General features: G+C 28.3%; 23 protein-coding genes. 16 read left to right on the top strand and 7 right to left on the bottom strand.

Annotated features, from left to right (window positions below; all coding sequences use genetic code 11):
- Positions 1 to 366: 366 nt before the first annotated feature.
- The 8 genes from ACZ5RS_RS05760 to ACZ5RS_RS05725 all read left to right on the top strand — a co-directional run bounded on the left by ACZ5RS_RS05760 (position 367) and on the right by ACZ5RS_RS05725 (position 9,334).
- Complete coding sequence (locus ACZ5RS_RS05760; protein WP_464624061.1) at positions 367 to 1,668, top strand: transposase; 1,302 nt, start codon at positions 367 to 369, stop codon at positions 1,666 to 1,668.
- 716 nt (positions 1,669 to 2,384) lie between these two features.
- Positions 2,385 to 3,401: an ABC transporter substrate-binding protein gene (locus ACZ5RS_RS05755; protein ID WP_464638315.1), complete on the top strand. Its 1,017-nt coding sequence runs from the start codon at positions 2,385 to 2,387 to the stop codon at positions 3,399 to 3,401.
- Between the two features lie 65 nt (positions 3,402 to 3,466).
- Positions 3,467 to 5,167 carry an ABC transporter permease gene (locus tag ACZ5RS_RS05750; RefSeq protein WP_464638313.1) on the top strand — a complete coding sequence of 567 codons (1,701 nt, stop codon included), beginning with the start codon at positions 3,467 to 3,469 and terminating at the stop codon, positions 5,165 to 5,167.
- Between the two features lies 1 nt (position 5,168).
- Positions 5,169 to 6,263, top strand: a complete 1,095-nt coding sequence (locus tag ACZ5RS_RS05745) for an ABC transporter ATP-binding protein (RefSeq protein WP_464638312.1) — start codon at positions 5,169 to 5,171, stop codon at positions 6,261 to 6,263.
- Positions 6,264 to 6,301: 38 nt separating this feature from the next.
- The gene (locus ACZ5RS_RS05740; RefSeq protein ID WP_464638310.1) at positions 6,302 to 6,754 is read left to right on the top strand and encodes a LytTR family DNA-binding domain-containing protein; all 453 of its coding nucleotides are present in this window, start codon (positions 6,302 to 6,304) and stop codon (positions 6,752 to 6,754) included.
- Positions 6,755 to 6,769: 15 nt separating this feature from the next.
- Positions 6,770 to 7,189 (top strand): hypothetical protein, encoded by a 420-nt coding sequence (locus tag ACZ5RS_RS05735; RefSeq protein ID WP_464638309.1) that lies wholly within the window; start codon positions 6,770 to 6,772, stop codon positions 7,187 to 7,189.
- 80 nt (positions 7,190 to 7,269) lie between these two features.
- Positions 7,270 to 7,950 (top strand): HAD family hydrolase, encoded by a 681-nt coding sequence (locus tag ACZ5RS_RS05730; protein ID WP_464638307.1) that lies wholly within the window; start codon positions 7,270 to 7,272, stop codon positions 7,948 to 7,950.
- 205 nt (positions 7,951 to 8,155) lie between these two features.
- Positions 8,156 to 9,334 carry a glycosyltransferase gene (locus ACZ5RS_RS05725; RefSeq protein ID WP_464638306.1) on the top strand — a complete coding sequence of 393 codons (1,179 nt, stop codon included), beginning with the start codon at positions 8,156 to 8,158 and terminating at the stop codon, positions 9,332 to 9,334.
- An 89-nt stretch (positions 9,335 to 9,423) separates the two neighbouring features.
- Here the strand turns inward: ACZ5RS_RS05725 and ACZ5RS_RS05720 are convergent, their stop codons facing one another.
- The 5 genes from ACZ5RS_RS05720 to ACZ5RS_RS05700 form a co-directional block, all read right to left on the bottom strand.
- A complete protein-coding gene (locus ACZ5RS_RS05720; protein ID WP_464638304.1) occupies positions 9,424 to 10,179 on the bottom strand; it encodes a GntR family transcriptional regulator in 756 nt (251 codons plus the stop codon).
- Positions 10,180 to 10,367: 188 nt separating this feature from the next.
- Positions 10,368 to 11,393 carry a PfkB family carbohydrate kinase gene (locus tag ACZ5RS_RS05715; protein ID WP_464638303.1) on the bottom strand — a complete coding sequence of 342 codons (1,026 nt, stop codon included), beginning with the start codon at positions 11,391 to 11,393 and terminating at the stop codon, positions 10,368 to 10,370.
- Between the two features lie 8 nt (positions 11,394 to 11,401).
- Positions 11,402 to 12,355, bottom strand: coding sequence for a bifunctional 4-hydroxy-2-oxoglutarate aldolase/2-dehydro-3-deoxy-phosphogluconate aldolase (gene eda, locus ACZ5RS_RS05710; protein ID WP_464638301.1), 954 nt, complete (start codon positions 12,353 to 12,355; stop codon positions 11,402 to 11,404).
- A 10-nt stretch (positions 12,356 to 12,365) separates the two neighbouring features.
- Positions 12,366 to 13,145, bottom strand: coding sequence for a DUF169 domain-containing protein (locus ACZ5RS_RS05705; protein ID WP_464638300.1), 780 nt, complete (start codon positions 13,143 to 13,145; stop codon positions 12,366 to 12,368).
- A gap of 12 nt (positions 13,146 to 13,157) precedes the next feature.
- The gene (locus ACZ5RS_RS05700; protein ID WP_464638298.1) at positions 13,158 to 14,129 is read right to left on the bottom strand and encodes a C-terminal binding protein; all 972 of its coding nucleotides are present in this window, start codon (positions 14,127 to 14,129) and stop codon (positions 13,158 to 13,160) included.
- A gap of 187 nt (positions 14,130 to 14,316) precedes the next feature.
- On the opposite strand from ACZ5RS_RS05700, the gene ACZ5RS_RS05695 reads away from it, so the two are divergent.
- The 6 genes from ACZ5RS_RS05695 (at position 14,317) to ACZ5RS_RS05670 (ending at position 19,647) form a co-directional block, all read left to right on the top strand.
- The gene (locus tag ACZ5RS_RS05695; protein ID WP_464638296.1) at positions 14,317 to 15,090 is read left to right on the top strand and encodes a 5-deoxy-glucuronate isomerase; all 774 of its coding nucleotides are present in this window, start codon (positions 14,317 to 14,319) and stop codon (positions 15,088 to 15,090) included.
- 21 nt (positions 15,091 to 15,111) lie between these two features.
- On the top strand, positions 15,112 to 16,155 hold the full coding sequence (locus ACZ5RS_RS05690; RefSeq protein ID WP_464638295.1) for a zinc-dependent alcohol dehydrogenase: 1,044 nt from the start codon (positions 15,112 to 15,114) through the stop codon (positions 16,153 to 16,155).
- Positions 16,156 to 16,186: 31 nt separating this feature from the next.
- On the top strand, positions 16,187 to 17,212 hold the full coding sequence (locus ACZ5RS_RS05685; RefSeq protein WP_464638293.1) for a TRAP transporter substrate-binding protein: 1,026 nt from the start codon (positions 16,187 to 16,189) through the stop codon (positions 17,210 to 17,212).
- Positions 17,213 to 17,272: 60 nt separating this feature from the next.
- Positions 17,273 to 17,758, top strand: a complete 486-nt coding sequence (locus ACZ5RS_RS05680; protein WP_464638292.1) for a TRAP transporter small permease — start codon at positions 17,273 to 17,275, stop codon at positions 17,756 to 17,758.
- A gap of 2 nt (positions 17,759 to 17,760) precedes the next feature.
- On the top strand, positions 17,761 to 19,035 hold the full coding sequence (locus ACZ5RS_RS05675) for a TRAP transporter large permease (protein ID WP_464638290.1): 1,275 nt from the start codon (positions 17,761 to 17,763) through the stop codon (positions 19,033 to 19,035).
- 129 nt (positions 19,036 to 19,164) lie between these two features.
- The gene (locus ACZ5RS_RS05670; RefSeq protein WP_464638289.1) at positions 19,165 to 19,647 is read left to right on the top strand and encodes a flavodoxin family protein; all 483 of its coding nucleotides are present in this window, start codon (positions 19,165 to 19,167) and stop codon (positions 19,645 to 19,647) included.
- Here the strand turns inward: ACZ5RS_RS05670 and ACZ5RS_RS05665 are convergent.
- Both ACZ5RS_RS05665 and ACZ5RS_RS05660 read right to left on the bottom strand, forming a co-directional pair.
- Positions 19,637 to 20,659 (bottom strand): sensor domain-containing diguanylate cyclase, encoded by a 1,023-nt coding sequence (locus tag ACZ5RS_RS05665; protein ID WP_464638287.1) that lies wholly within the window; start codon positions 20,657 to 20,659, stop codon positions 19,637 to 19,639. The genes ACZ5RS_RS05670 and ACZ5RS_RS05665 overlap by 11 nt on opposite strands.
- Before the next feature lie 21 nt (positions 20,660 to 20,680).
- Positions 20,681 to 21,967: an HD domain-containing phosphohydrolase gene (locus ACZ5RS_RS05660; RefSeq protein WP_464638286.1), complete on the bottom strand. Its 1,287-nt coding sequence runs from the start codon at positions 21,965 to 21,967 to the stop codon at positions 20,681 to 20,683.
- 231 nt (positions 21,968 to 22,198) lie between these two features.
- On the opposite strand from ACZ5RS_RS05660, the gene ACZ5RS_RS05655 reads away from it, so the two are divergent.
- Entirely contained in the window at positions 22,199 to 22,924 is a 726-nt protein-coding gene (locus tag ACZ5RS_RS05655) for a 4Fe-4S binding protein (RefSeq protein WP_464638284.1), read from the top strand.
- A 13-nt stretch (positions 22,925 to 22,937) separates the two neighbouring features.
- Positions 22,938 to 23,336 carry a VOC family protein gene (locus ACZ5RS_RS05650; RefSeq protein ID WP_464638283.1) on the top strand — a complete coding sequence of 133 codons (399 nt, stop codon included), beginning with the start codon at positions 22,938 to 22,940 and terminating at the stop codon, positions 23,334 to 23,336.
- Positions 23,337 to 23,350: the final 14 nt, after the last annotated feature.

The following is a 23,350-nucleotide window of genomic DNA, read 5'->3' as shown; positions in this document are numbered from 1 at the left end:
CTATTTATTAAATGAATAATAAATAGAACCATGCAAGTTATTTTATAATCATTTAACAAAAATTTTTGTCTTCCCCAATAAGAAAAGTACCATGTTTATTCACATTTGTAAATTAATATTGCTTTTCATATAAATTTGTCTATAAAATGTTAATTGAATTATCTAATGCAACCCCCTCTAATTTTTTCTAAGGCAAATTGGTTGCAATAAATATTGCAAAAGATATAGTTGCTATTACTAATACAAATAAGGTTTTCTTATTATTCGGTTGTTTCACACTTGTTTTCTATTTTTATGAGGATTTACAATATTTTATTCTTGTTGGTTTTTGTGTTTGGTTCGTTATTCAAATCAAGGAGGATAATTATGAATAACAACTTTAAACATTTAAGTTCTAAAGAAAGACATTTTATTTATAGTGGTTTAAATGATAAGAAATCATTTAAACAAATAGCTAAAGGAATTGATAGATCACCTTCTACCGTTTCTAGAGAAATTAGAGCTCATATGCAGCTTAAAAGAAAAGGTTCTAAATGGAGCCATTATTTCAATGACTGTAAATTTAGAAAAACTTGTAATAAAGTCTACATGTGTGACAATCTTAATTGTCCAGGTAAAAGTTGTTCTACTTGTGGGAAGTGCATTTATATTTGTAAGGATTATATAAAAGAGGAATGTCCTTTATTAGATAAACCACCTTATGTTTGTAATGGATGTAAAAATGAATTCAGATGTGATTTAGAAAAAAGATTTTATGATAGTATTTATGCACAAAAACAGTATAAAGAAGTATTAGTTGATAAAAGATCTGGTATTGCTATTAATGAATATGAATTCCAATTTACTAATGATTTGATTACACCTCTAGTGAAGAAAGGACAATCTTTTCATCATATTTATGAAACACATAAATATGAAATACCTATTTGTGAAAGAACTCTTTATTCATATCAACATTCAGGATTATTTGAAGTTGATAATTTTAAACATCCACGTCTTGTTAGATTTAAAAAGAGAGTTAACACAAACAAATCTAAAAGGTTAATTGAAAAGAAATGTCGTATTGGAAGGTCTTATGATGATTACTTAGAGTATGTAGATAATTATCCCGATATTCCTATTGTACAAATGGATAGTGTTGAAAGCACTAAAGGAGGTAAAGTATTACTTACTATTCACTTTGTTAATTGTTCTTTTATGTTAGCCTTTATTAGAGAGAGAAACACAGCACAATCTGTTATTGATATCTTTAATGATTTGTATGAAAAACTAGGTCATGAATATTTTAAAAGATTATTTCCTATTATTCTGACTGATTTGGGTGCTGAATTCTCGGGACCAAAACAGATTGAAGAAACCATAGATGGAATTAGTAGAACAAAAGTTTTCTTTTGTGAGCCTATGGCAAGTTACCAAAAAGCATCATGTGAAGTAAATCATGAATTACTTAGAAGAGTAATCCCAAAATATCAATCAATAAATCACTTAGATCAAAAGAAGACAAATCTTATGATGAGTCATATCAATTCTTACAAAAGAGGAAAGTTAGGAAATAATACTCCATACGAAATCTTTGAAAGAATGTATGGCCCAAATATTTTAAAAAATTTAAGCATTACTTACATCCCACCAGATGAAGTAATGCTTAGACCAAGTTTAGTTAAATAACAGTAAAAATAACCAAACACGCACTGTTTACCAACAAGAAATAGTAAACAAAATGACAGTGATTGCATTTAGTACTGCAAAAAAACAGATTATTTGCCAATCTGGGTTTTTTGCGCCCTTTGGTAATGACAAATAAACATCGTACCTTAATTTTTAGGCAGAAAAAGCAAAAAGTCAAACGAAAAAAAGATTTTTCATTAAACTTTTCACTATTTCAATTGCATTAAGTCTTGCAAATGCTCAAAAGGTTGCAGTTAATATTTCAAGTCACCTTTGTCTATAAAATGCTATAATTTTGATACAACTAATAACTCAAAACTGATAATTTATTAATTTTTAATGATTAATATTTAACAAATGCAACTTATAATATGAATAATATAAATAATCCTTATATTTTTTATATATACTTATCAAAAATATTGAAGGTTTTGACAAAAATTAAAGTATCTTTTACACAGTAGCATTCTGAATGTATAAATAATAATTTTATGAAACGTTTCATAGAGTAATTACAATAGTTAGTGAAACAATCATTTAAACATATAATAAATACTTAACAAAAAATAAGTTATATTTAAAAATAATTTAGCAAAATATTTTTCAAAAGTAACTTACTATCTTTTTTATGCATCTTACTCTTTTTATAAAATATTACAAATTTATATCTGCTATATTCTCTTTAGTTTAACAATATACAAAAGGAGTAAATGTTAATGAAAAAAATTATTACAATCGCAATGCTTATTGCATGTATGTTTGTAGCTCTTCCTGTTTTTGCACAAGGAGCTAATGAAGAAAATGATGAGGTATATGTATACTCAATTATGCCTGAAAAATATGCTTCAATTATATTTGAACAGTTCACAGCTGATACAGGAATTAAAGTAAACTTTGTACGTTTATCTTCAGGTGAAGCTCTTTCTAGAGTAATAGCTGAAAAAGACAACCCACAGGTTGACTGTGTATGGGGTGGCCCATCTGATACATATGATGCTGGAGTAAGAGAAGGAGTATTTGCAAAATATGTACCATCAGAAGCTGCAAAAATCCCTGAAAACTTTAAATCACAAGATGGATATTGGACAGGAATTGGAATTATTCCTTTATGCTTCTTATCAAATACTGATTTCTTAGCAAAAAACAATCTAAAAGCTCCAACAAGTTGGAATGATTTATTAAATCCAGTCTATAAAAATGGTCTTCAAATGGCTGATGCTAGAACATCTGGTACAGCAACAGAAAGAATTTATTCTCTAGTTCAAGCATTTGGTGAAGATGCAGCATTTGAATATCAAAAGAAATTAAATGCTAATATTCAACTTTATACAAAGAGTGGAGCTGGTGGAGCACTTCCTGTAGCTAACGGACAAGCTGCTGCTGGTATCTTCTATATTGTTGATGCATTAGATATTTTACATCAAGGATATCCTTTAGAAATTTCTTATCCTATTGAAGGTGTTACATATGGTGTTGAAGCTTCAGGTATGTTAGCAAATTGTAAACACCCAGAAGCTGCAAAAAAACTTCTTGATTGGGCATCTACCAAGAAATTAGGTGAAATCATGGTTGCAAATTCAATTTCATATATCCCAACTAGACCAGATGTACAAGTTGATGATCCTGCATTAGATATGTCTAAAGTAAATTTATTACAAGCAGATAGTTCTTGGAAAGGTCAAAACAGAGAAAATTTTGTTAACAGATTTGTTGACGAAGTTATTCAACAATAATTTTTAAACTACCTTAAAAGCCCATGGGTAACTATGGGCTTTAAAAACTATTTGGAGGCATTTTCTTGGGAAATCAACATATATTGGAAAAGAAAACCAAAGCATCAATGCTTAAAAAAGATCCCTATTTATTCTTTTTCCTTGTCGCAATCTGGGGATTCATAGCTATATTTATTCTATTCCCTTTTATTAAATTATTTGCATCAGCTTTTATAGTTGATGGTCAATTATCCTTTTCAGGAATAAAAGAAAATATTGGTGATAAATATACTATAAAAGCTTTATTCAATTCCTTAATTCTTGCTATATCAGTAAGTGTTACAGGAACTTTCTTAGGATATCTTTTTGCATTAATTGTCACTAGAACATCAGTGCCAAAAGTATTAAAAATTTTAATTAGTGCAATTACCTTATTGCCATTAATTTCTCCTCCATTTACAAGTAGTATTTCCTTAACACTTGCTTTAGGTCCTAATGGAATGCTACTAAGATTCTTTGGAATTGAAAATTTAAATATCTATGGCTTTTTAGGAACTTGGTTAAGTGAATCGCTTACTTACTTCCCTGTTGCATTTATGGTAATTTCTGCTGTTTTAAATACAATGAATGCATCATTAGATGATGCCGCGATGTCTCTTGGTGCTTCAAAAGCTAGAGTATTAAAAACCGTTACTATACCTTTATCAATTCCAGCTATAGGAAACTCAATTTTATTGCTATTTAGTTCTTCCTTAGCTGACTTTGCAACACCATTAATACTAGGGGGACAATCCTTCCCTGTTCTTCCAACTCAAGCTTATTTACAAATAACTGGGTTGTTCGATATACACGGTGGAGCTTCAATTTCATTTTTATTACTAGTTCCAGCGCTTATCGTTTTCTGGCTTCAAAGAATGGTAGTTGGAAATAAAAGCTTTGTTACAGTAACAGGAAAAAATGGAGCTCAATCTAATTTCGTAAAGCTACCTAAAAGTGTAAGTGTTGTTATGTGGACAATCTGCTCTATAGTAATTGCCTTCATCTTATATCTTTACTTTATTATTCTTTGGGGCTCACTAATTAAAACTTGGGGCATTGATAATTCTATTACATTGAAAAATTATAAATATGTTTTCACTTTTGGTAAAAAAGCTATTTTTGATACTTTAAAAATTGGTATAACATCCACAATTTTAGGTACTCTTTTAGGAGTAATTATTGGATATATAGTTGAGAGAAAGAATTTCGTTTCAAAAAGAGCCTTAGATTTAGCAAGTATGTTAAACTACGCTCTTCCTGGTACTGTTGTTGGTATTGCCTACATAGTTGCTTTTAATAGTAAACCAATAGTTTTAACAGGTACTATGACTATATTAGTAGCAGCATATATTTTTAGATACTATGCAACAGGAATAAGATCAGTAATGACGTCTCTACAACAAATTGACCCCGCTTTAGAAGAAGCATCTATGAGTTTAGGGGCTTCCTCTGCTAGGACTTTTACACATATTACTGTTCCATTAATTATACCTGCTGTATTAACTGGAATGAGATATCTCTTTATCCACTGTATGACAGCTATTAGTGCAACAATATTTTTAGTTTCTGTTAGATGGACATTATTAACAACTAGGATCTTAGAAAGCATGACAGAATTACAATTTTCACAAGCTTGTGCATTCTCAGTTGTATTAATTGTAATTGTATTTCTTGCAGATGCTCTAATGAACTTTATGTTAAAAACTTATTCTAATCACTTTAAGAAAAACTCAAAGGAGAACCAGTAGTATGAACGATATTGCTTTAAAAATAGAAAATGTATCTAAGGTCTTTAGTAAAGGCACAGAAACAGTACGTGCAGTTGATAATGCAAATATAATAGTTAATCAAGGAGAAATGGTAACTTTCTTAGGTCCATCAGGATGTGGGAAAACCACAACCTTAAGAATGGTTGCAGGCTTTGAATTACCTACAGAAGGGACCATTACAATTCAAGGTCAAGATATGACTAACACTCCCGTTAACAAAAGAGGAATTGGCTTTGTATTCCAAAACTATGCGCTTTTCCCTCATATGACAATTTACAACAACATAGCTTATGGTCTTAGAACTACAAAAATGGATGAAAAACTTATTAACAAAAAAGTTCTAGATGCTCTAGATTTAGTTGGACTAAAAAATGCAGAAAGAAGATATCCCAACGAACTATCTGGAGGCGAACAACAAAGAGTTGCTTTAGCTAGAGTTATTGTAATGGAACCTCACCTATTATTGATGGATGAACCTTTATCAAATTTAGATGTTAAATTAAGAATTCATATGCGAACAGAAATAAGAAAGCTTCAAAAAAAATTAGGAATTACTTGTCTTTATGTAACTCACGATCAAGCTGAAGCACTAACTGTAGCAGATAGAATAGTTGTAATGAGTAGAGGTAAAATTGAACAAATTGGAACTCCTCTAGAAATCTATAGTAGACCTAAAACGGCTTTTGTTGCTGATTTTATCGGGCAAGCAAATATAATTAAAACTATTGTTGAAAAAGATAATGGAAAAACAATTGAAGCAATTTTGCCTGGTAATGTCAAAATTGAATCGCCTAAAGTTGAAATTACTGATAAGATATTCACCAATGGTTCTACAGCTTCACTAGTTGTTAGACCAGAGAATATAGTGATTAAAGATAAAACAGATGGATTAGTTCAAGCTACCGTTATAACTTCAATTTTTGTTGGAAGTCATACAGAATATGAATTGCAGTTAGAACCAGGACAAATAATTCAAGCTTCTATTGATTTTAAAATTAATAGTAAAATTTATCATGAAGGTGATGAAGTCTCCTTAATTTTTGATAATAAAGCAGCACTATTCCTCAGTGAATAAAGCTATTAAGATATTGTTTTTATTAATTAGGAGAGTTAATGGATATTCAACTTATTTGCAATGAATCAATCCGTGAAAGCTTAGAAAAAAAATTAACTAAAAAAGGATTTACTATTAATGATAAAGCTGCATTCGTTTTTTATGAAAAAAACTATGCAGAAAAAAAATATATCTTTGCTAAAGATAATGAATATAATATTTCTATGCTAAAATTTGAAAATATAATATATTTTGAAAGTGACGATAAAAGAACTTTTGTCGTCACTGAAGAAAAAAAACTAGAAGTAAAAGAAAAATTATATGAGTTAGAAAAGCAATTATTATTAAAGAACTTTTTTAGAATTAATAAATCTCATATTATAAATATATTAAAAATAAATAAAATTATTCCTTGGATTGGATCAAAATTAGTTCTTGAAATGGATAACGGTGATAAATTATCTGTAACAAGAACTTATTATGAAAACTTCAAAAAAAGAATTGGGCTTTAGAGAGGAGATTTATTAATGAAAAACTGTAATAAAAGATTTATTATTTATTTAACTCTAAGTTTTTTACTTTCATTGATTACTGTTTATTATGCCTATAATAGCCTTTCTTATTCTAAATTGATTATAGAAGGCATTATTTATTATTCAATAATTATATTTTTAAATGATTTTATAATTAGATGGTTTTATTTAAGAACAAATATACCCTCTTTTATTAAAATTTTAATAAATATATTTATTGGATTATCATTATTGGTAATTGGACGTTTTCTTGTTTCACCATTTGAATTATATAAACTATTAAACTTTGATTTATTTATTGTTTTCCTTTTCCCTATAATAATCATTGGTGATGTTAATCTTGATTTCTACTTTAGAAAATCTTTTGAAAAATATAATATTTCTTTAAAAGAATTTAGAAATAAAAAACATTAATATAAACAATATGCTTTTTAAAATAGATTTATTTTAAATTATCATATATTATTAAGAAAATTTTTTACAAGGACATCACGATGTGCAACAAAGCAGTAATTTTTGATTTTAATGGCACTTTATTTTGGGATACTGAGATAAACTATGAATCCTGGTCAAACTGTATCAAGAGATGGTTAAACAAAGAATATACTAGAGAACAATACTTTAGTTTAAATGGTAGAACCACCTATGAAACTTTGGAAAAAGTTTTTGGTAAAAAGCTAGATCAAGAAACCATAAATAAATTATCAAAAGAAAAAGATATTGAATATTTAAAAATAATGGAAGAAGAAAAAGATTCTCTATCTCTTGCTCCAGGTCTTGAAGAGTTACTTGTAAAATTAATTGAAAAAGATCTAAAAATTGCTATTGCTACTAGTGCCCCACCAGAGTTAATGGAAGAATATGAAAAATTCTTCTCTTTATCTCGTTTCTTTAAAAAAGAATTAATTGTATCTAGTGACGGCTCTCTCCCTAGTAAACCAAATCCTGCTATTTATTTAAAAGCAATTGAAAAATTAAATATTGATGCCTCTAATTGTATAGTTTTTGAAGATACAAAAAGTGGTATAATTAGCGCATCCAGAGCAAATGTCAATAAAATAGTTGCTGTAAACAGTTTAGGTGCTGATACAGAAACAATTAATAATCTTAAGCAAACTGCCTTTCATATAAAAAATTTTAAGGAAGTGCAAATTGAATCTTTATTGGATTTATAATATAAAATTGGGATTTTTTCATAACTTAATGGCAAAAATCACCAAAATGATGTTTTTAATTCCTAATATAATAATAATAACCTACTAATTCTTAGTTGGTATGATTTATGCATTCTTATATTTAAACAATTTATTTTATTTGTTTAATTTCACTTTAACTAGTTGATTTATATTAATAATTGTTTAAATTACAAGGAGCAAAAATATGAAAATATTAATTACTACTGATCTATATAAACCTTTTATAAACGGAGTTGTAACCTCTGTTGATTCACTTGTCTCTCAATTAACTAAAAAAGGACATAGTGTTAAAATTATAACCTTAGCTAATTCTCATCACTCATATACAATTGACAATATCATATACCTAGGATCCATAGATTTTAACAAAATCTATCCAGGGGCTAAACTTAATATATCTTTTATGAGTAAAGAACTTAAAGCCGTATATGATTGGAAACCTGATATAGTTCACTCTCAATGTGAGTTTTCAACATTCCATATTGCAAAGAAAATTGCAAAAAAATTAAATATACCATTAATTCATACATATCATACAATATATGAAGATTATACCCACTACTTTTCACCGAATGCAAAAATTGGGCACTATATGGCCTCCAAATTTTCAGCTCATATATTAAATCAATGTGATGAGGTAATTGCACCAACAACTAAAGTTGAAAATTTATTAAAAAGTTATGATGTTCTTCCAGAAATATCGGTTATACCTAGTGGAATAAATTTATCAGCTTTTCTTGAACCTAAAGATGAAAATACAATAAATCAAATAAAAAATTCTCTAAAAATAAAAGAAGGTAATTTTATTATTGGTTTTGTAGGAAGAATAGCTAAAGAAAAGAATTTGGATGAATTATTAGAAATTTTCAAAAATATTCCTGAAGAAAATATTACTTTAATGATTGTAGGTAATGGCCCATATAAAGAAGAATTAATGGAAAAAAGTAAATCAATTGATAAACAAATTATTTTTACATCTATGATTAATCCTTCCTTAATTCATCATTACTATAAATGTTTTGATTTATTCATGAGCTGTTCTTCTAGTGAAACTCAAGGCTTAACATATATTGAAGCTTTAGCTAGCGGGGTTCCAATCCTTTGTAAAAAAGATTCTTGCTTAGATGATGTTTTAATTAATTCTGTAAATGGTTGGGATTTTGAAGACCAAGCTCAAGCGAATGCTTTATTTAGTAAATATTTTGAAGATGAAGAGAATAGAAAAAAAATGAGTATAAATGCTCAAAATCTTGCAAAAGTTAAATTTTCTTCCTCAAGTTTTTGTAACAGGGTATTAGAATTATACGATTCAGCTATTAATATAAATCAAGCCATTAGCAATTTAAAATATATGGCTATATAAAACAATCCTTTTAGTTGATTCTTATTCAACTAAAAGATAAAAAAATCTCAAAGCCAAAATAGTTAGCTTTGAGATTTTAAATTTATTAATTATTTATGTGCTTCAATTGAAAAGGAGAATGAACATTTATCACTTCTGTATCTTTCCATTGATAAAGCAATTGGTATTGAATCATGAATATAACTAACTGTTTGAACATATTGAACAGGGGATTTCTCAGGAACATTTAACAATGGAGCCTCGAAAGAACTGATCTTTTTTACTTCAAAAACTTTTTCATATTTTGTTACTTCATATTCATAATCTTTAATTAATAAATCTCTAATAGATTTTTCTGCTAGAGTTGTTTCATCTAACTCTGGTAAAAATCTTACAGGAATATATATTAAAGAAATTACTATTGGTTCATCATCAACATATCTCAAGGTTCTAAATTTATAGAATTCTTGATTATCTGCACATTTAAATATTGCGACTAAACTCTCATCAGCAATAACTTTAGTAAATTCTAAAACTTTTCTTTTTACTGAGAATTTTAATCTTTCCATTTTTTCTTCAAAATCTTCGAAAGATGCGACAATATCCTGTTCAATCTTTTTCTCTTTTACAAAAGTACCTTTACCTTTTTCTCTTAAAACAATTCCATTATTTTCTAATTCTTTTAATGCTTGTCTAACAGTTGGTCTACTAATTGAATAAATTTTACTTAACTCATCTTCAGTTGGAAGAAAAGTTCCAGGTTCAGCTTTTTTACAAAATTCCAAGAGAATCTCTTCTAATTGATAATAGAGAGGTACTGGAACTTTCTTTTTTAAGCTGTGTTTTAAAAAAAAGTTATCTATCACTTATTAACCTCATGAATAATATTTTGTTAATTTGTAATAACAAAATAACATATTATTTTTTTTAATTCAACTAATTTATTTAACATTATAAAAATAACAAAATTGTATAATTTAAAGAAAACTGTTGCTAAATATCTAAGAGTACAATATGAAAAACTATAAATATTTAGCAACAGAAATACCAAAAGTTACCTTTGTACTCTACCAGTACCATTTCCGTTTACTAGTTGTATTAACTCGTCTTTTGTTGTCAATGAAAAATCGCCTACAATCGAATGTTTTAAACAAGAAAGAGCTACTGCATAATCCAAAGATTCCTGAACCAAATAATTTTGAGAAAGACCAAATATTAAACCTGCTGAAAAACTATCTCCTGCACCTACTCTATCTACAATGTCTTTAATGCTATATTTTTTTGAAAAATAAGCTGAATCTCTTGTAGCTAATAATGCACTCCAATCGTTATGATTTGCAGAAAAACTTTCTCTGAGTGTAATACCTATTTTCTTAACATTAGGATAATCATTAAAGATTTTTTCACACATTTTTAAATATGATGATTTATCTAATTCTCCGCCTTCAACGTTTGAATCATTTTCATAACCTAATGATTTTTGAAAATCTTCCTCATTGCCAATTAATACATCAGCATATCTAGCTAATATTGGCATAATATCTTGAGCACTTTTACCATATTTCCATAATTTTTTTCTAAAATTTAAATCACAAGAAATGGTAACATTATTTTTTTTAGCTTTTTTCATTGCTAAAATTGCTTGTAAAGCAGCTCCTTCAGAGATAGCCGGAGTTATTCCTGAAACATGAAACCAAGCAGCATCACTAAATATATTATCCCAATCTAATTGATCATCATCAATTTTGCTAATTGCTGAATCAGCTCTATCATAAACTACCTTAGAAGGGCGTTGATTAGCTCCTGCTTCGATAAAATAGATGCCTAATCTATCAGAGGTTTGTTTAATAAAGTTAGTGCCAACATTATGATATCGTAATGTATTTTTACAACAATCACCTATAGTATTTTTAGGCAATAATGTGACAAATTCTGTATCAAGACCTAAATGAGATAAAGCTACAGCTACATTAGCTTCGCCACCACCAAAGGTTGCTTCTAATAATGGAGATTGAAATAATCTTTCATTTTGGATTGATTTTAATCTCAACATTATTTCACCAAAAGTTACAATTTTCATAAATTCTCCTATTCAACCAAATGAATCAAATAATTAAGATTTGGAATTTCTAAATATACTGCTTTCAATTTTCCATTAGCATATTTTTTAGTATCCTCAAGAGCTTTCACTCCATAAGGCTCTAAATAATTTAATGCTCTAGCAATTGATGCTGTATGAAGACCTATATGAAAACTCTGAGCTTTCATTGGTTTATAAACAAATTCTAAATCACTAGCAATAAACATTGAAGAATTCCCTGGTTTGCTTTCTATTTGAAAAATATTTGAAAACTCTCTTCCAAATGCATCAGTTACTTCTTTATTGCCGATGTATAATCCACTATGTGCAATTGATAAATCCATCACTCTTTTTATACAAGCATCAAGCAATTCTTCAATTTTATCAAAATCTCCACTTTCAATACTGTTTGTTGGAACAATCCAAGTTCCTCCACAAGCAACTACATTATTAAGAGCTAAATAATCATTAACATTATTTTCTTTTACCCCGCCTGTAGGCATAAAACTAACATCTGGATAGACGGAAGAAAAAGCTTTTAACATATTAACTCCACCAGATAATTCTGCTGGGAAAAATTTAAGAATTGATAGCCCTAGAGAAACAGCTTGTTCTATTTGAGATGGATTACTAACTCCAGGAATACATAAAATATTATTTTTTAAACAATACTTTACAATTTCTGGGTTAAATCCTGGTGCAACAATAAATGTTGCACCATTATCAATTGCAGATTTAGCTGAATCTAAAGTTAATACTGTACCAGCACCAATATTCATATTAGGATATTTTTCTGAAATTTCCTTAATAATTTGACCAGCAGAATCAGTTCTATAAGTAACTTCTATTACATTAATATTCTTCTTGAGTAATAGTTTAGCTAACTCTAAAGCTTTATCTACTGAGTATGCTTTTACTACAGGAACAACACCTACTCTTTCTAGTAAATCTTTTATTTCCATGTTATTGTCCTTATTTTTTCTTTACATATGGAGAGTGTGCAATTGAATATGCAGGAACTGGGAAATCAATGTCATCAAAATTATATAAAACAGGTAAGCGATTTAAAGTATGCATAGTTGCTTTTAAGCCTTCTAATAATTCTTCAATCATTTTTGGAGGGACTCCCATGATCATATCTGAATCAGAAGCATATCCATGTCTTTTATCACCTAAATCTGCAATTGCAAAACAAAGTTTATTTTCTACGATAGGCATTGATAAAGTCTCATAACAACTAGCACCATGACCATTTGTCTTTAATTCAACTTTTCCATCACCATGATTCCAAGTATTAGCGTATTCTAGTTCTAACATTTGTGTTGGATTACCCCAAATTTGAATAACAGTTGGGATATTAGGAATAATATCTAAAGGACATACACTAACAGCTTTATATTTTCCTTTTTCAAAACACTTCATACCATTAAATACTACTGAAGTTTGTTCTAAATCTTTAGCAAAAGCGCCTACTACATTTTTAGCAAAACCTTCAGGAACTTCACCAATACCCATAGCTAAATCAGCTACTGGACATAATTTATTAGTATTTTCTTTAGTAATTGCTACAGGGATTTCATAATATCTTGAAAAACCAATAACATTACAAATTACTTTTTTTCTTTCAATCCATTGATATTCTTTAGGAACATCTTCAACGTTTTCATATAAAGTAATACCTACAGGTTTATTCTTTAATTTAAGAATTTGTTCAAATTCAACACCAATTTTATTTAATTGTTCAACAGTCATGTCAAAATCTCCTTATTTAATATCATTTAATGGATAAACAGGCTTATTACCTAATAATACTTGGGCAATATTTTCTGCAGCTTTATATTTCAAAGTATTTAAACTTTCTTCAGTGTAAAAACCTGTATGATCTGAAATTACAACGTTATCTAAATGTCTATATGGATGATCTTTTGGAACTGGATCCATCTTAAATACATCTAAACCAGCACCAGATAATTTCTTAGCTTTTAAAGCTTCAATTAATGCATCATCGTCAACCATTCCACCTCTAGCTGTATTAACTAGAATTAAATTTTCTTTAACTAAAGACAAGAAATGTTTATCAATCATATTTGCTGTTTCAGCTTTTTCAGGACAATGAATAGAAATAATATCTGAATTTTCAGCTAAATAGTCTAAAGAAACTTTTTTATAACCAGCAGCTTTAATTTCTTCTTCGTCTTTATATGGATCATAAATTAAAATTTCTTTTGGAGAAAAACCACTAATTTTCTTTGCATATTTTGATCCAATATGACCAAAACCAATAATACCAACAACTGAATCTTTTACTTGATGGATTTTATAAGCAGACATCAAGTTCCATTCACCATTAAGAATTCTATTATATTTGAATGTTGTTCTTCTAATACAATCCAAAGTCAAAGCCATTGCTTGGTCAGAAACAGCTTCATCTGCACCATAATCAGGAACTCTTGAAACCCAGATACCCTTTTGTGTTGCTGCATCAACATCAACATTGTTATAACCAACACCATATCTAGAAATAACTTTACATTTTTTCATTTTTGCAATTTCAGGTGCTCCTAATTGGTGTAGATTTAATAAAACACCATCTGCATCTTCAACAATTTGTTGTACTTCTTCTTGTGATTTTGCATCACAAACTACTAATTCAGCATCAACCTTTGCTAATGCTTCTCTTTCTGGGGCATAAGATGAGAAACGATCATCTGTAACAATTACTTTAAATTTTGCCATCTTTTATTCTCCTTTTCATAATTTTTTTCGATTAACAAGCTCAATTATTTGGCATTAATTTATATTTGTCAATAACAATTTACATAATTATGTTAAAATGTATTTACAAATTTATTTAAAAATATCTTTACATATGGAAATTTGAGTGCTAATATTTCACTATCGAGCTAAGAAAGGAGTAAAAATTATGACAAATTCAATTAGCGATTGGAAAATCTCAACAAAGAAAATGTATGGCTTACAAGAAATAATTAGTCCTGAAAAGTCTACACTTACAAAAGCTTTATATGCTTATAGATTAGATTTAAAGAAATCTATGTCTCAGAATATAGTAAACGACAAACTAGAATTATCTTTTGTACTAGTAGAAGGTGAAGCAAAATTAAAAATTGATGATAAAGAATATTCAATGAATAAATTTGATTCATTTTATATCCCATCTAAAACTTCAGTAGTAATTAGCACTGATAGTGAATGTACTTTCTACATTGGTGGTGCTATTGATGATGGATTTGGAAAATTCTTCTTCCATAAATTTGATAATACTCAACCTATTGGAGATACAAAACAAGTTCATGGACAAGAACCTTATCAAAGAGATGTTTATATGACTTTAGGTCCTAAAGTAGAAGCTTCAAGATTAATAACAGGTTTAACCTGGAGTGAAGAAGGTAAATGGTCAAGCTGGCCACCACATGAACACGAAAAAGATCTAGAAGAAGGTTATTGGTATTTTGATATGCCAGCTCCAAAATTTGGAATTCATCTAAGCTATGAAAAATCTGGAGAAGTAACTAATGCTCATATTGTAAGAGATGGTGATATGATTTTAGCACCATATGGTTATCATCCAACAGTTGCTGCACCAAGTAACAAAAATGCTTATTTCTGGATTTTAGCAGCTCATTCACATACTAGTAGACGCTACGATTTAGCAAATAACGATAGTGCATATCTATAAATATTAATATAGGAATAAAAAATGGAAGCTTTAGTTAAATACAAAAAAGGTGATGGTTTTTTAGAACTACAAGATGTTGAAAAACCTCAAATCGGAGACAATGAAGTATTGATAGAAATAAAAGCTGCAGCAATATGCGGAACTGATCTACATATTTATCATGATCAGTTCCCATATTGGCCTCCTGTAACTCTTGGACACGAATTTTCAGGAGTTATAGTTGAAAAAGGTAAAAATGTCTCAAATTGGGAAATTGGAGATAGAGTTGTTGGAGAACCTCATACCTTAGCTTGTGGAACCTGTTATTACTGCAGAACAGGTAATATACAAAATTGTAATTCTAAGAGATCTCCTGGTTGGGGAATAGATGGATGTTTTGCAAAATATATGAGATATCCTGAACCTAAACTATTACATAAATTACCTGATTCAGTTTCATTCGAAGAAGGATCTTTAATTGAACCTTTAGCCAATGTTGTTACTGATGTAATAGAAAGAGGAAATATTCACGCTGGAGATAATGTTGTAGTAATTGGACCTGGGCCAATTGGTCTTATGGCATGTATGGTTGCAAAAGCCGTTGGAGCTGGAAAAGTATTTCTTTTAGGAACAGATGAAGATGAAGCAATTAGAGCTCCACTTGCTAAAAAAGCTGGTTATATAGACTTATTTATCAACTCTATGAAAGAAGATGCTCAAGAAATAATCAAAAAACATACTAATGATTTAGGTGCAGATTTTGTAATAGAAGCTAGTGGTTCTCAAGGAGGAATTGCATCTGCAATAGCTGTAGCAAGAAAATATGCAACAATTGTTGGAATTGGACTTCCAATTAGAGATACAATTAATTTTCCTTACCTACCAGCTATGAAAAAAGTTCTAACCCTTGTATTCAATATGTCAACAGCTTATACATCCTGGGATAGATCAATTAATTTAGTAGCAAGTAAAAAGCTTGATTTAAAACCGTTAATTAGTGATGTTGTACCACTTTCAAAATGGGAAGAAAGCTTTAAAAAACTTGAAGCGAAACAAGGTATAAAAATAGTATTTTCATTTAACTAATATAAAAAATTATATACAAAAGGAGTAACAAATGAAAAAAAGTATTATTATGTTGTTGTTATTTACAACAATTTGTGCATTTGGCTTTGCACAAGGTCAAGAAGAAGGCGCAGCTGAAGAGCAAACCTATGTTTTTAAGTTTGCACATTCAATGTCAGAACAAAGTGTTAGACATCAGTCTATGGAACTTTTCAAAAAAGAACTTGAAGAAAAAACCAATGGAAGAATTAAAGTAGAAATTTATGCTAATGGTGTTCTAGGTTCAGAATCTGAAGTAATCGATATGGTAAAAACAAACAATGTTCAAGGAGCAAGAGGATCTCAATTTGAGAAAGCTAATCCTAAATATATGATTTATAATATACCATTCGTATTCAACTCATCTGATGAATTCAACTATATTCTACACTCAGATTTTGAAGAAGCTATAGCTAAAGATGCTCAAAAGAATGGTTATTATATTCCTGCAACTGGTATTGCTGGTGGTTTTAGACAATTCACTAATAATGTACGTCCAATTAATACCCCTGATGATATTAAAGGTTTAAAAATGAGAGTTCCACCTCTAGAACCTGTACTAAAAGCTATGGATGCTCTTTCTGCAAACCCACAACAAGTTCCATATAAAGAAACATATATGGCTTTAAAAACTGGTGTTGTTGATGGTCAAGAAAACCCATTCTCAAATACTTATGATATGAACTTTGATGAAGTACAAAAATACCTATCAATAGGTAACTATATCATTTGTCCAGACTGTCTATTTGTAAGTAATACCTGGTATCAAGCACTTCCTGATGATCTAAAAACTATCTTTAATGAAGTATCTAAAGAAGCAATGGATTGGAGCACTGAAAACTGGTTAGCATCCGAAGAACCAATTGCAAAAGAATTAGAACAAAATTTAATTACAAATGTAATTTCTGATGAAAACCTTCAATTATTCAGAGACAAAATGGGTCCTGTTTATGATTACTTTATTAACAAAGGTGATTTCACTCAAGCTGACTTAGATGATTTGAATTCACGCTTAGAAGAATATAGAGCTAATCATTAAGAAATAATAAATAGCCTATAGATAAACTCTATAGGTTATTTATCTACTAGGAGGTATATCTTGCAAAAATTAAATATATTTTTTAAAAAATTAGCAAATATCATTGAACTTATCTTAAGCTTTTTACTAGCGTTCATTTTTATTTTTATGTGTATTCTTGTAATATTAAGATACTTTTTTAATTCAAGCATTTACGGTGGAAACGAAATTCTTGAATATCTATTTATTTACATTACTTCTTTAGGGGCAGCAGCCTTAATATTTTATGATGAACATATCAAAGTTGATTTTTTTTCATTTAAAAATAAGACTTTGAAAACTATTCAAAATATAATTATAAATTTTTTAATGTTATTTTTATGTTCAATTATTTTAAAGCTTTCCTTTGAATGGATTGGTAATGTAGGACAATTCCCAACTCCTGTATTACATATCAAACAAATGTGGGCACAAATTTCAATTCCTATAGGATTTATTCTTTCAATTATATTTTTAATTTTTAAGATTATTTGTGATTTCATTAAATTAATTAAGGGAGAAAAATAGTTATGACACTTTTAGTAATAACATTAATTTGTTTTATAATATTAGGAATGCCAATAGGATATGCATTAGGATTATCAGGAACTTGCTATTTTATGTTTTGTAATCCAAGTCTAATCAGCCTACTACCAGAAAGAGTTTTTTCCGGAATGGACTCATTTCTTTTACTATCTCTACCCTTATTTATTTTAATGGGATTAATAATGAATGAAGGTAATCTAACTGCTAGAATGGTAAATTTAATGATGGTTTTGGTTGGTAGAATTAGAGGTGGCCTTGCTGTTGTAAATGTTATGGTAAGTATGGTTTTTGGCGGAATTTCTGGATCTTCTGTATCAGATACAGCATCTGTTGGAGCAATTCTTATTCCTGAAATGGAAAAAAATGGGTATAGCAAAGAGTTTGCATCAGGAGTTACTGTTGCATCTTCAACTATGGGAATGATAATCCCGCCGAGTATACCAATGCTCATTTATGCATCAATTTCGATGGAATCGGTTGGTAAATTATTTGTTGGAACAATGATTCCAGGAATTTTAATTGGATTATTTATGATTGTAATTACAATTATTTTAGCAAAAAAAAGAAATGTACCAAAAACAAACATAAAAATAAATTCAAAAGAAACCAGAAAACTTTTTGAAGAAGGTATCTTAGCACTTTTAATGCCTTTACTAATTATTGGGGCAATTGTATTTGGTATTACAACTACAACTGAAGCTGCAGCATTAGGTGCTTTATATGCATTTATTATAGGATTTTTTGTTACAAAAACACTAAAGAAAGAATCTTTTATACCTATTTTGAAGCAAACAATAAAAATGAGTGCTAGTTGTATGATTGTTATCGCATTTTCAAAAATGTTTATTTGGATTCTTGCAGTAGAACATGTTCCTGAAAATATGCTTCTATTTATTGAAAGTTTACACTTATCAAAATGGGTAATTTTATTATTTGTTGATTTAATTATTTTGTTTATTGGTATGTTCTTAGATGTAAGTCCAGCACTTATGCTAATAACTCCAGTATTCTTACCTGCTATGACAAGCATTGGTGTTGATCCAATTCAATTTGGAGCTATCTTAATTACTGGATTAGCAATAGGATTAGTAACACCTCCTGTTGGAATGTGTTTAAATGTAGCTTCCTCTATTACTAATTTAAGTATTATAAAAATTTTTAAAGCCGCTACTCCATTTGTATTAGCAAATATTTTTACATTACTTTTGGTAACTTATGTCCCTCAAATCAGTCTAGCTTTACCTAATCTGATTAAATAAATACTCAATGTTTACACATTAAAACTAGTCTGATTAAAACTAATTAGGCTAGTTTTTTTTAAATCTGTTTTACTTATTATGAATAAACCCATATACTTGAATTAAAGCTACTTTAAAAAGGAGTCATATATGCCAAAGACTTTAGTTTTATATTATTCACTTGAAGGCACAACTGAAGGATTAGCAAAAAATATTGCAGAACAATATCAATTAGATTTTGAAAAAATTCAACCTTACAAAGAAATCAAATATAAAGGCTTTTTAAAATATGTTTTTGGAGGGTTTCAAGTTATATTTAAGAGATACCCAAAATTAAAACCATTGAAATCTGATTTAGATGATTACGATACAATTATTATTGGATCTCCTATTTGGGCTGGACAACTGACCCCTGAAATTTATTCTCTTTTTTTAGAAAATATTATAAAAAATAAAAACATCTATATTTTTTATACTTGCAAAGGAAGTGATAACACACCTTTAGATAAGATAAAAACTTTAATAGAAAAGGATAATAAAATTCTATCTTCTTGCCAGTGCATAAGCCTTGATGCAAAATTTAAAGAAGAAAAAGTGCAGTTAATAAACTGGATTGAAACCATTAATTTCTAGGGAATCTATAAATTTTATTTTTTTCTTTACAATTATATAGATTATCATCAGCTCTAGTTAATAATTTCTGATAATTATTTTCTGTTGCTGAAAATTCTGCGCACCCATAACAAAAACTTGAATTAGGAACTATGGATTCCATCTTGCCTGTTATTTTATTATATAGATTTTCAATCATTAAATTTATTTCTTTTAAATCATAATTTGGGCAAATAAGCACAAATTCATCACCACCCCATCTACCAAAAATATCTTCTTCTCTTTTATGCAAATTAAACCCTTGTGCAAAAGTTTCAATTATTTTATCACCAAAAACATGACCATAATTATCATTAATTTCTTTTAATCTATTGATATCCATTATAGCAATAGAAAACTTAGTGCCAGTTGCTTTTGCACTATTAAAGTTTTTAATTAAAAATTCTTGTGTTTTGTTTCTATTGTAAGAAGAAGTTAAAACATCCATTTCAGCTAAATATCTAAGTTTTCTTTCATTAACTAAATTCTTTAAGTCAACTTCAATTGCGGATCTAAATTCTTTTAATAAAGTCTTATATTCTAAGGTAAAAGTATTTTTTTTATTATCTAATACGCATATAGTTCCAAAAAATTCTTTATTAGGCCAATGAATAGGAACCCCATAATATGAAACCATATTTAGTTTAACATCTGAATTGTCCTTCCAAATTTCTGAATCTAATGCATTATCTATTAAGAGCTCATTATCTTCCCCAATTACTGTTTCACAATATAACCCAGAACCTAGAAGCCCTTTATCACCTTCTTCATATGGATTATCAGCATTTTGGCTTTTTAAAAAAACCACCATTTCTTTTTCAGTAATTTGCATAATTAATCCAGCTGGAACATTAATAATTTTTGCCATTATATTAATAATTCTCTGCCATTTATCAATCAATTCTTTGCTAATAAGAGGCATACTTGAATCAGTAATAGCAACTTCTCTTCTTTCTCTTTTTGCCCTTAAAAATACTTCTGTGGTTTTTCTCATATATTACTCCATAAATAAACACTACATACGACTAAACACCTTCTCAACAGCAAGAACTGCAACTTTTGGATCAAATTGCTTGCCTGCTTTATCTAATATCTCTTTTATTGCAATTTCTTTTGTAAAAGCTTTTCTATATGGTCTATCAGAAACCATAGCATCATAAGCATCAGCTATAGATATAATTCTAGCTTCCAAAGAAATGTCTTCTCCTTTTTTCCCATTGGGATATCCATTTCCATCCCATCTTTCATGATGTTCTAAAACTATATTTGCAATATGATTCAAATCTTTATTTTTAACTAATATTTGATATGCATAATTAGGATGCTTTTTAACAATATCATATTCATCCTCAGTTAGCTTAACATTTTTATTTAACACTTCTTTTGGAATTATTGTTTTACCAATATCGTGAATTAACCCCGCATAATAAATTTCTGATATTTTACTATCTTCAAGTCCTAAGTGCTGAGCTATTTTTTTAGAATAATTAGCTACATTTTGACTATGATCTTTTGTATATTGATCATGGATTTCTAAAAAACTTGTTAAAGTTATAACCATATTTTCTAAAACACTTAACTGAAGTTCTTTATATTTCTTTTCATTAATTCTAATCTCATCTCTACAGCGATTCTTTTTCTTAGATAATCGAATGAGATTTCTTATCATCTCATTAACAATAAAGTCATCAACATCATCATCTTTTAAATTTGTTAAATTAAAATAAAAAGGATTTTCATATAATTGACCTTTCCAAATTATTAAAGGATGTAATTCTATTATTGTTTTTATGAATTTATTTGAAAACTTGTTTATATTATATCTACATATTGCAGAGACTGGATAAGAGTTAAATAATTCTTCATTCAATAAATACTCATAATCCATTATTCTTTTAAACTCATCATCATAATTTAAAACCCAACTTAACTCTCCAGTAACCGCCAAAGCAGTATACCCTTGAGATAAAGCAGAATTTGCTAATTCTTTTAATAAATTTAGCATTTTCCTTGGTTCAAACTCTCCATCTTTGGAATAAGCTTCTTCTTTTTCTAAAAAACTTAACTGATTACTTTCTATAAACTGATTTAGATCAATGAATTTTGATATTTTCTTTTTTATTAAGTCTGTATCCAAATCGCCATTAATATAAATACATTTTTCATTTTTTTGGATTCTTGATACGATATATGCAACAATAACATCTGTATTCAAATCATTATCTGATTCCTCATATAACAATACAATATGGTTATTAGGTATCACACGATTCATACTTTCAAAAATTTGATTTAAAGACATCTATTATTACTCCTATAGTACTTTTAATATAAAAAATACTAGTTTACTTAGATAATATCATAAAATTATTATAATTAAAATTATATATTAAAATCTATTCATATAAAAAAATCAATTCCTAAGTAATCTAATTAAATAATTATTATTAAACATTTAATTGAAAAATAACTTTTTCTAAATCAATAAATATTATAAGCTGTATATTAACAAAACAAAAAAGGATTAAAAAAAATGAGTAAAACACAAAAAATCAGAACAACTATAACCTTTATATTTTTTTTACTATTTCCAATAACATTAAATTTCTTCTCTCCATATATTTCTATTAATGGAGCTATGAATGGAATTATTTCTGGAAGCATTCTACTTTTTATGTTTATGTTTATTTTTTCTATATTTTTTGGTAGAGCTTGGTGTGGTTGGATTTGCCCTATGGCTGCATTAAGTGATGTTTCATTAAAAATAAACAATAAAAATGTAAATGCCAAAAAATTAAAAATAATTCGTTATTCTATATTCTTCATTTGGCTAAGTATAATCATTATTATGTTTATTCTCTCAGGTGGAATTAAAGCAATAAAACCTTTATATATGACTGAAAATATTATTTCAGTAGATGCTCCAGTAAAATATATAATTTACTATTTTGTTTTGTTTACCTTCTTTTTCTTAACAATAATCATTGGAAAAAGAGGTGCTTGCCATACTATTTGTTGGATGTCTCCATTTTTAGTTGCAGGTTTTCATGTAGGCAAATTCTTAAAAATTCCAAAACTAAGAATTAAAGCAAATGCTGATAATTGTATTCAATGTGGTCTTTGCAATAAAAAATGTCCCATGAGTATTGATGTTGCAAAAAAAGTAAAAAATAATTCAATTAATACATCTGATTGTATATTATGTGGAGAATGCATCGATGCATGTAAAAAAGATGTATTACACTTTGGTATAAAATAATTAAGGAGATATAATGATTCCTAAAGAAACAAAACTTAGAGTTGCAAGAGCAACAGACAATCTTGAAGAAATAACTAAAATGTACATAAGTGGATTAGGTTTTGAATTATTGGGCCATTTTGAAGGACATAAAGGCTTTAATGGATCTATTATAGGCCACAAAAAACATAATTATCATTTAGAATTTACTCATAAAGATGGGGATATAGTTGGAAGTGCCCCTACAAAAGAAAATTTATTAGTTTTTTATTTCTCTAATACAAGTATTTGGGAAGATACATGCAAACAAATGATAGAAGCTGGCTTTAAAGAAGTAAAATCCTATAATGTTTATTGGGATGTTGTTGGAAAAACCTTTGAAGATATTGATGGGTATAGAATAGTATTACAAAATAAAGAATGGACTACATAATTATAACTACTGGC

This window comes from Pleomorphochaeta caudata (assembly GCF_055395745.1).
Note: the sequence above shows the minus strand (reverse complement) of the source record. Positions and strands in the feature narration are given on the sequence as shown.

What these genes read in the sequence shown, in the direction of transcription:
- ACZ5RS_RS05670 (WP_464638289.1), top strand. Translation starts at nt 19,165, where the DNA reads ATGCCAAAGACTTTAGTTTTATATTATTCACTTGAAGGCACAACTGAA.
- ACZ5RS_RS05675 (WP_464638290.1), top strand. Translation starts at nt 17,761, where the DNA reads ATGACACTTTTAGTAATAACATTAATTTGTTTTATAATATTAGGAATG.
- ACZ5RS_RS05685 (WP_464638293.1), top strand. Translation starts at nt 16,187, where the DNA reads ATGAAAAAAAGTATTATTATGTTGTTGTTATTTACAACAATTTGTGCA.
- ACZ5RS_RS05725 (WP_464638306.1), top strand. Translation starts at nt 8,156, where the DNA reads ATGAAAATATTAATTACTACTGATCTATATAAACCTTTTATAAACGGA.
- ACZ5RS_RS05655 (WP_464638284.1), top strand. Translation starts at nt 22,199, where the DNA reads ATGAGTAAAACACAAAAAATCAGAACAACTATAACCTTTATATTTTTT.
- ACZ5RS_RS05755 (WP_464638315.1), top strand. Translation starts at nt 2,385, where the DNA reads ATGAAAAAAATTATTACAATCGCAATGCTTATTGCATGTATGTTTGTA.
- ACZ5RS_RS05760 (WP_464624061.1), top strand. Translation starts at nt 367, where the DNA reads ATGAATAACAACTTTAAACATTTAAGTTCTAAAGAAAGACATTTTATT.
- ACZ5RS_RS05730 (WP_464638307.1), top strand. Translation starts at nt 7,270, where the DNA reads ATGTGCAACAAAGCAGTAATTTTTGATTTTAATGGCACTTTATTTTGG.
- ACZ5RS_RS05740 (WP_464638310.1), top strand. Translation starts at nt 6,302, where the DNA reads ATGGATATTCAACTTATTTGCAATGAATCAATCCGTGAAAGCTTAGAA.
- ACZ5RS_RS05665 (WP_464638287.1), bottom strand. Translation starts at nt 20,659, where the DNA reads ATGAGAAAAACCACAGAAGTATTTTTAAGGGCAAAAAGAGAAAGAAGA.
- ACZ5RS_RS05745 (WP_464638312.1), top strand. Translation starts at nt 5,169, where the DNA reads ATGAACGATATTGCTTTAAAAATAGAAAATGTATCTAAGGTCTTTAGT.
- ACZ5RS_RS05660 (WP_464638286.1), bottom strand. Translation starts at nt 21,967, where the DNA reads ATGTCTTTAAATCAAATTTTTGAAAGTATGAATCGTGTGATACCTAAT.
- eda (WP_464638301.1), bottom strand. Translation starts at nt 12,355, where the DNA reads ATGGAAATAAAAGATTTACTAGAAAGAGTAGGTGTTGTTCCTGTAGTA.
- ACZ5RS_RS05735 (WP_464638309.1), top strand. Translation starts at nt 6,770, where the DNA reads ATGAAAAACTGTAATAAAAGATTTATTATTTATTTAACTCTAAGTTTT.
- ACZ5RS_RS05650 (WP_464638283.1), top strand. Translation starts at nt 22,938, where the DNA reads ATGATTCCTAAAGAAACAAAACTTAGAGTTGCAAGAGCAACAGACAAT.
- ACZ5RS_RS05695 (WP_464638296.1), top strand. Translation starts at nt 14,317, where the DNA reads ATGACAAATTCAATTAGCGATTGGAAAATCTCAACAAAGAAAATGTAT.
- ACZ5RS_RS05715 (WP_464638303.1), bottom strand. Translation starts at nt 11,393, where the DNA reads ATGAAAATTGTAACTTTTGGTGAAATAATGTTGAGATTAAAATCAATC.
- ACZ5RS_RS05690 (WP_464638295.1), top strand. Translation starts at nt 15,112, where the DNA reads ATGGAAGCTTTAGTTAAATACAAAAAAGGTGATGGTTTTTTAGAACTA.
- ACZ5RS_RS05705 (WP_464638300.1), bottom strand. Translation starts at nt 13,145, where the DNA reads ATGACTGTTGAACAATTAAATAAAATTGGTGTTGAATTTGAACAAATT.
- ACZ5RS_RS05700 (WP_464638298.1), bottom strand. Translation starts at nt 14,129, where the DNA reads ATGGCAAAATTTAAAGTAATTGTTACAGATGATCGTTTCTCATCTTAT.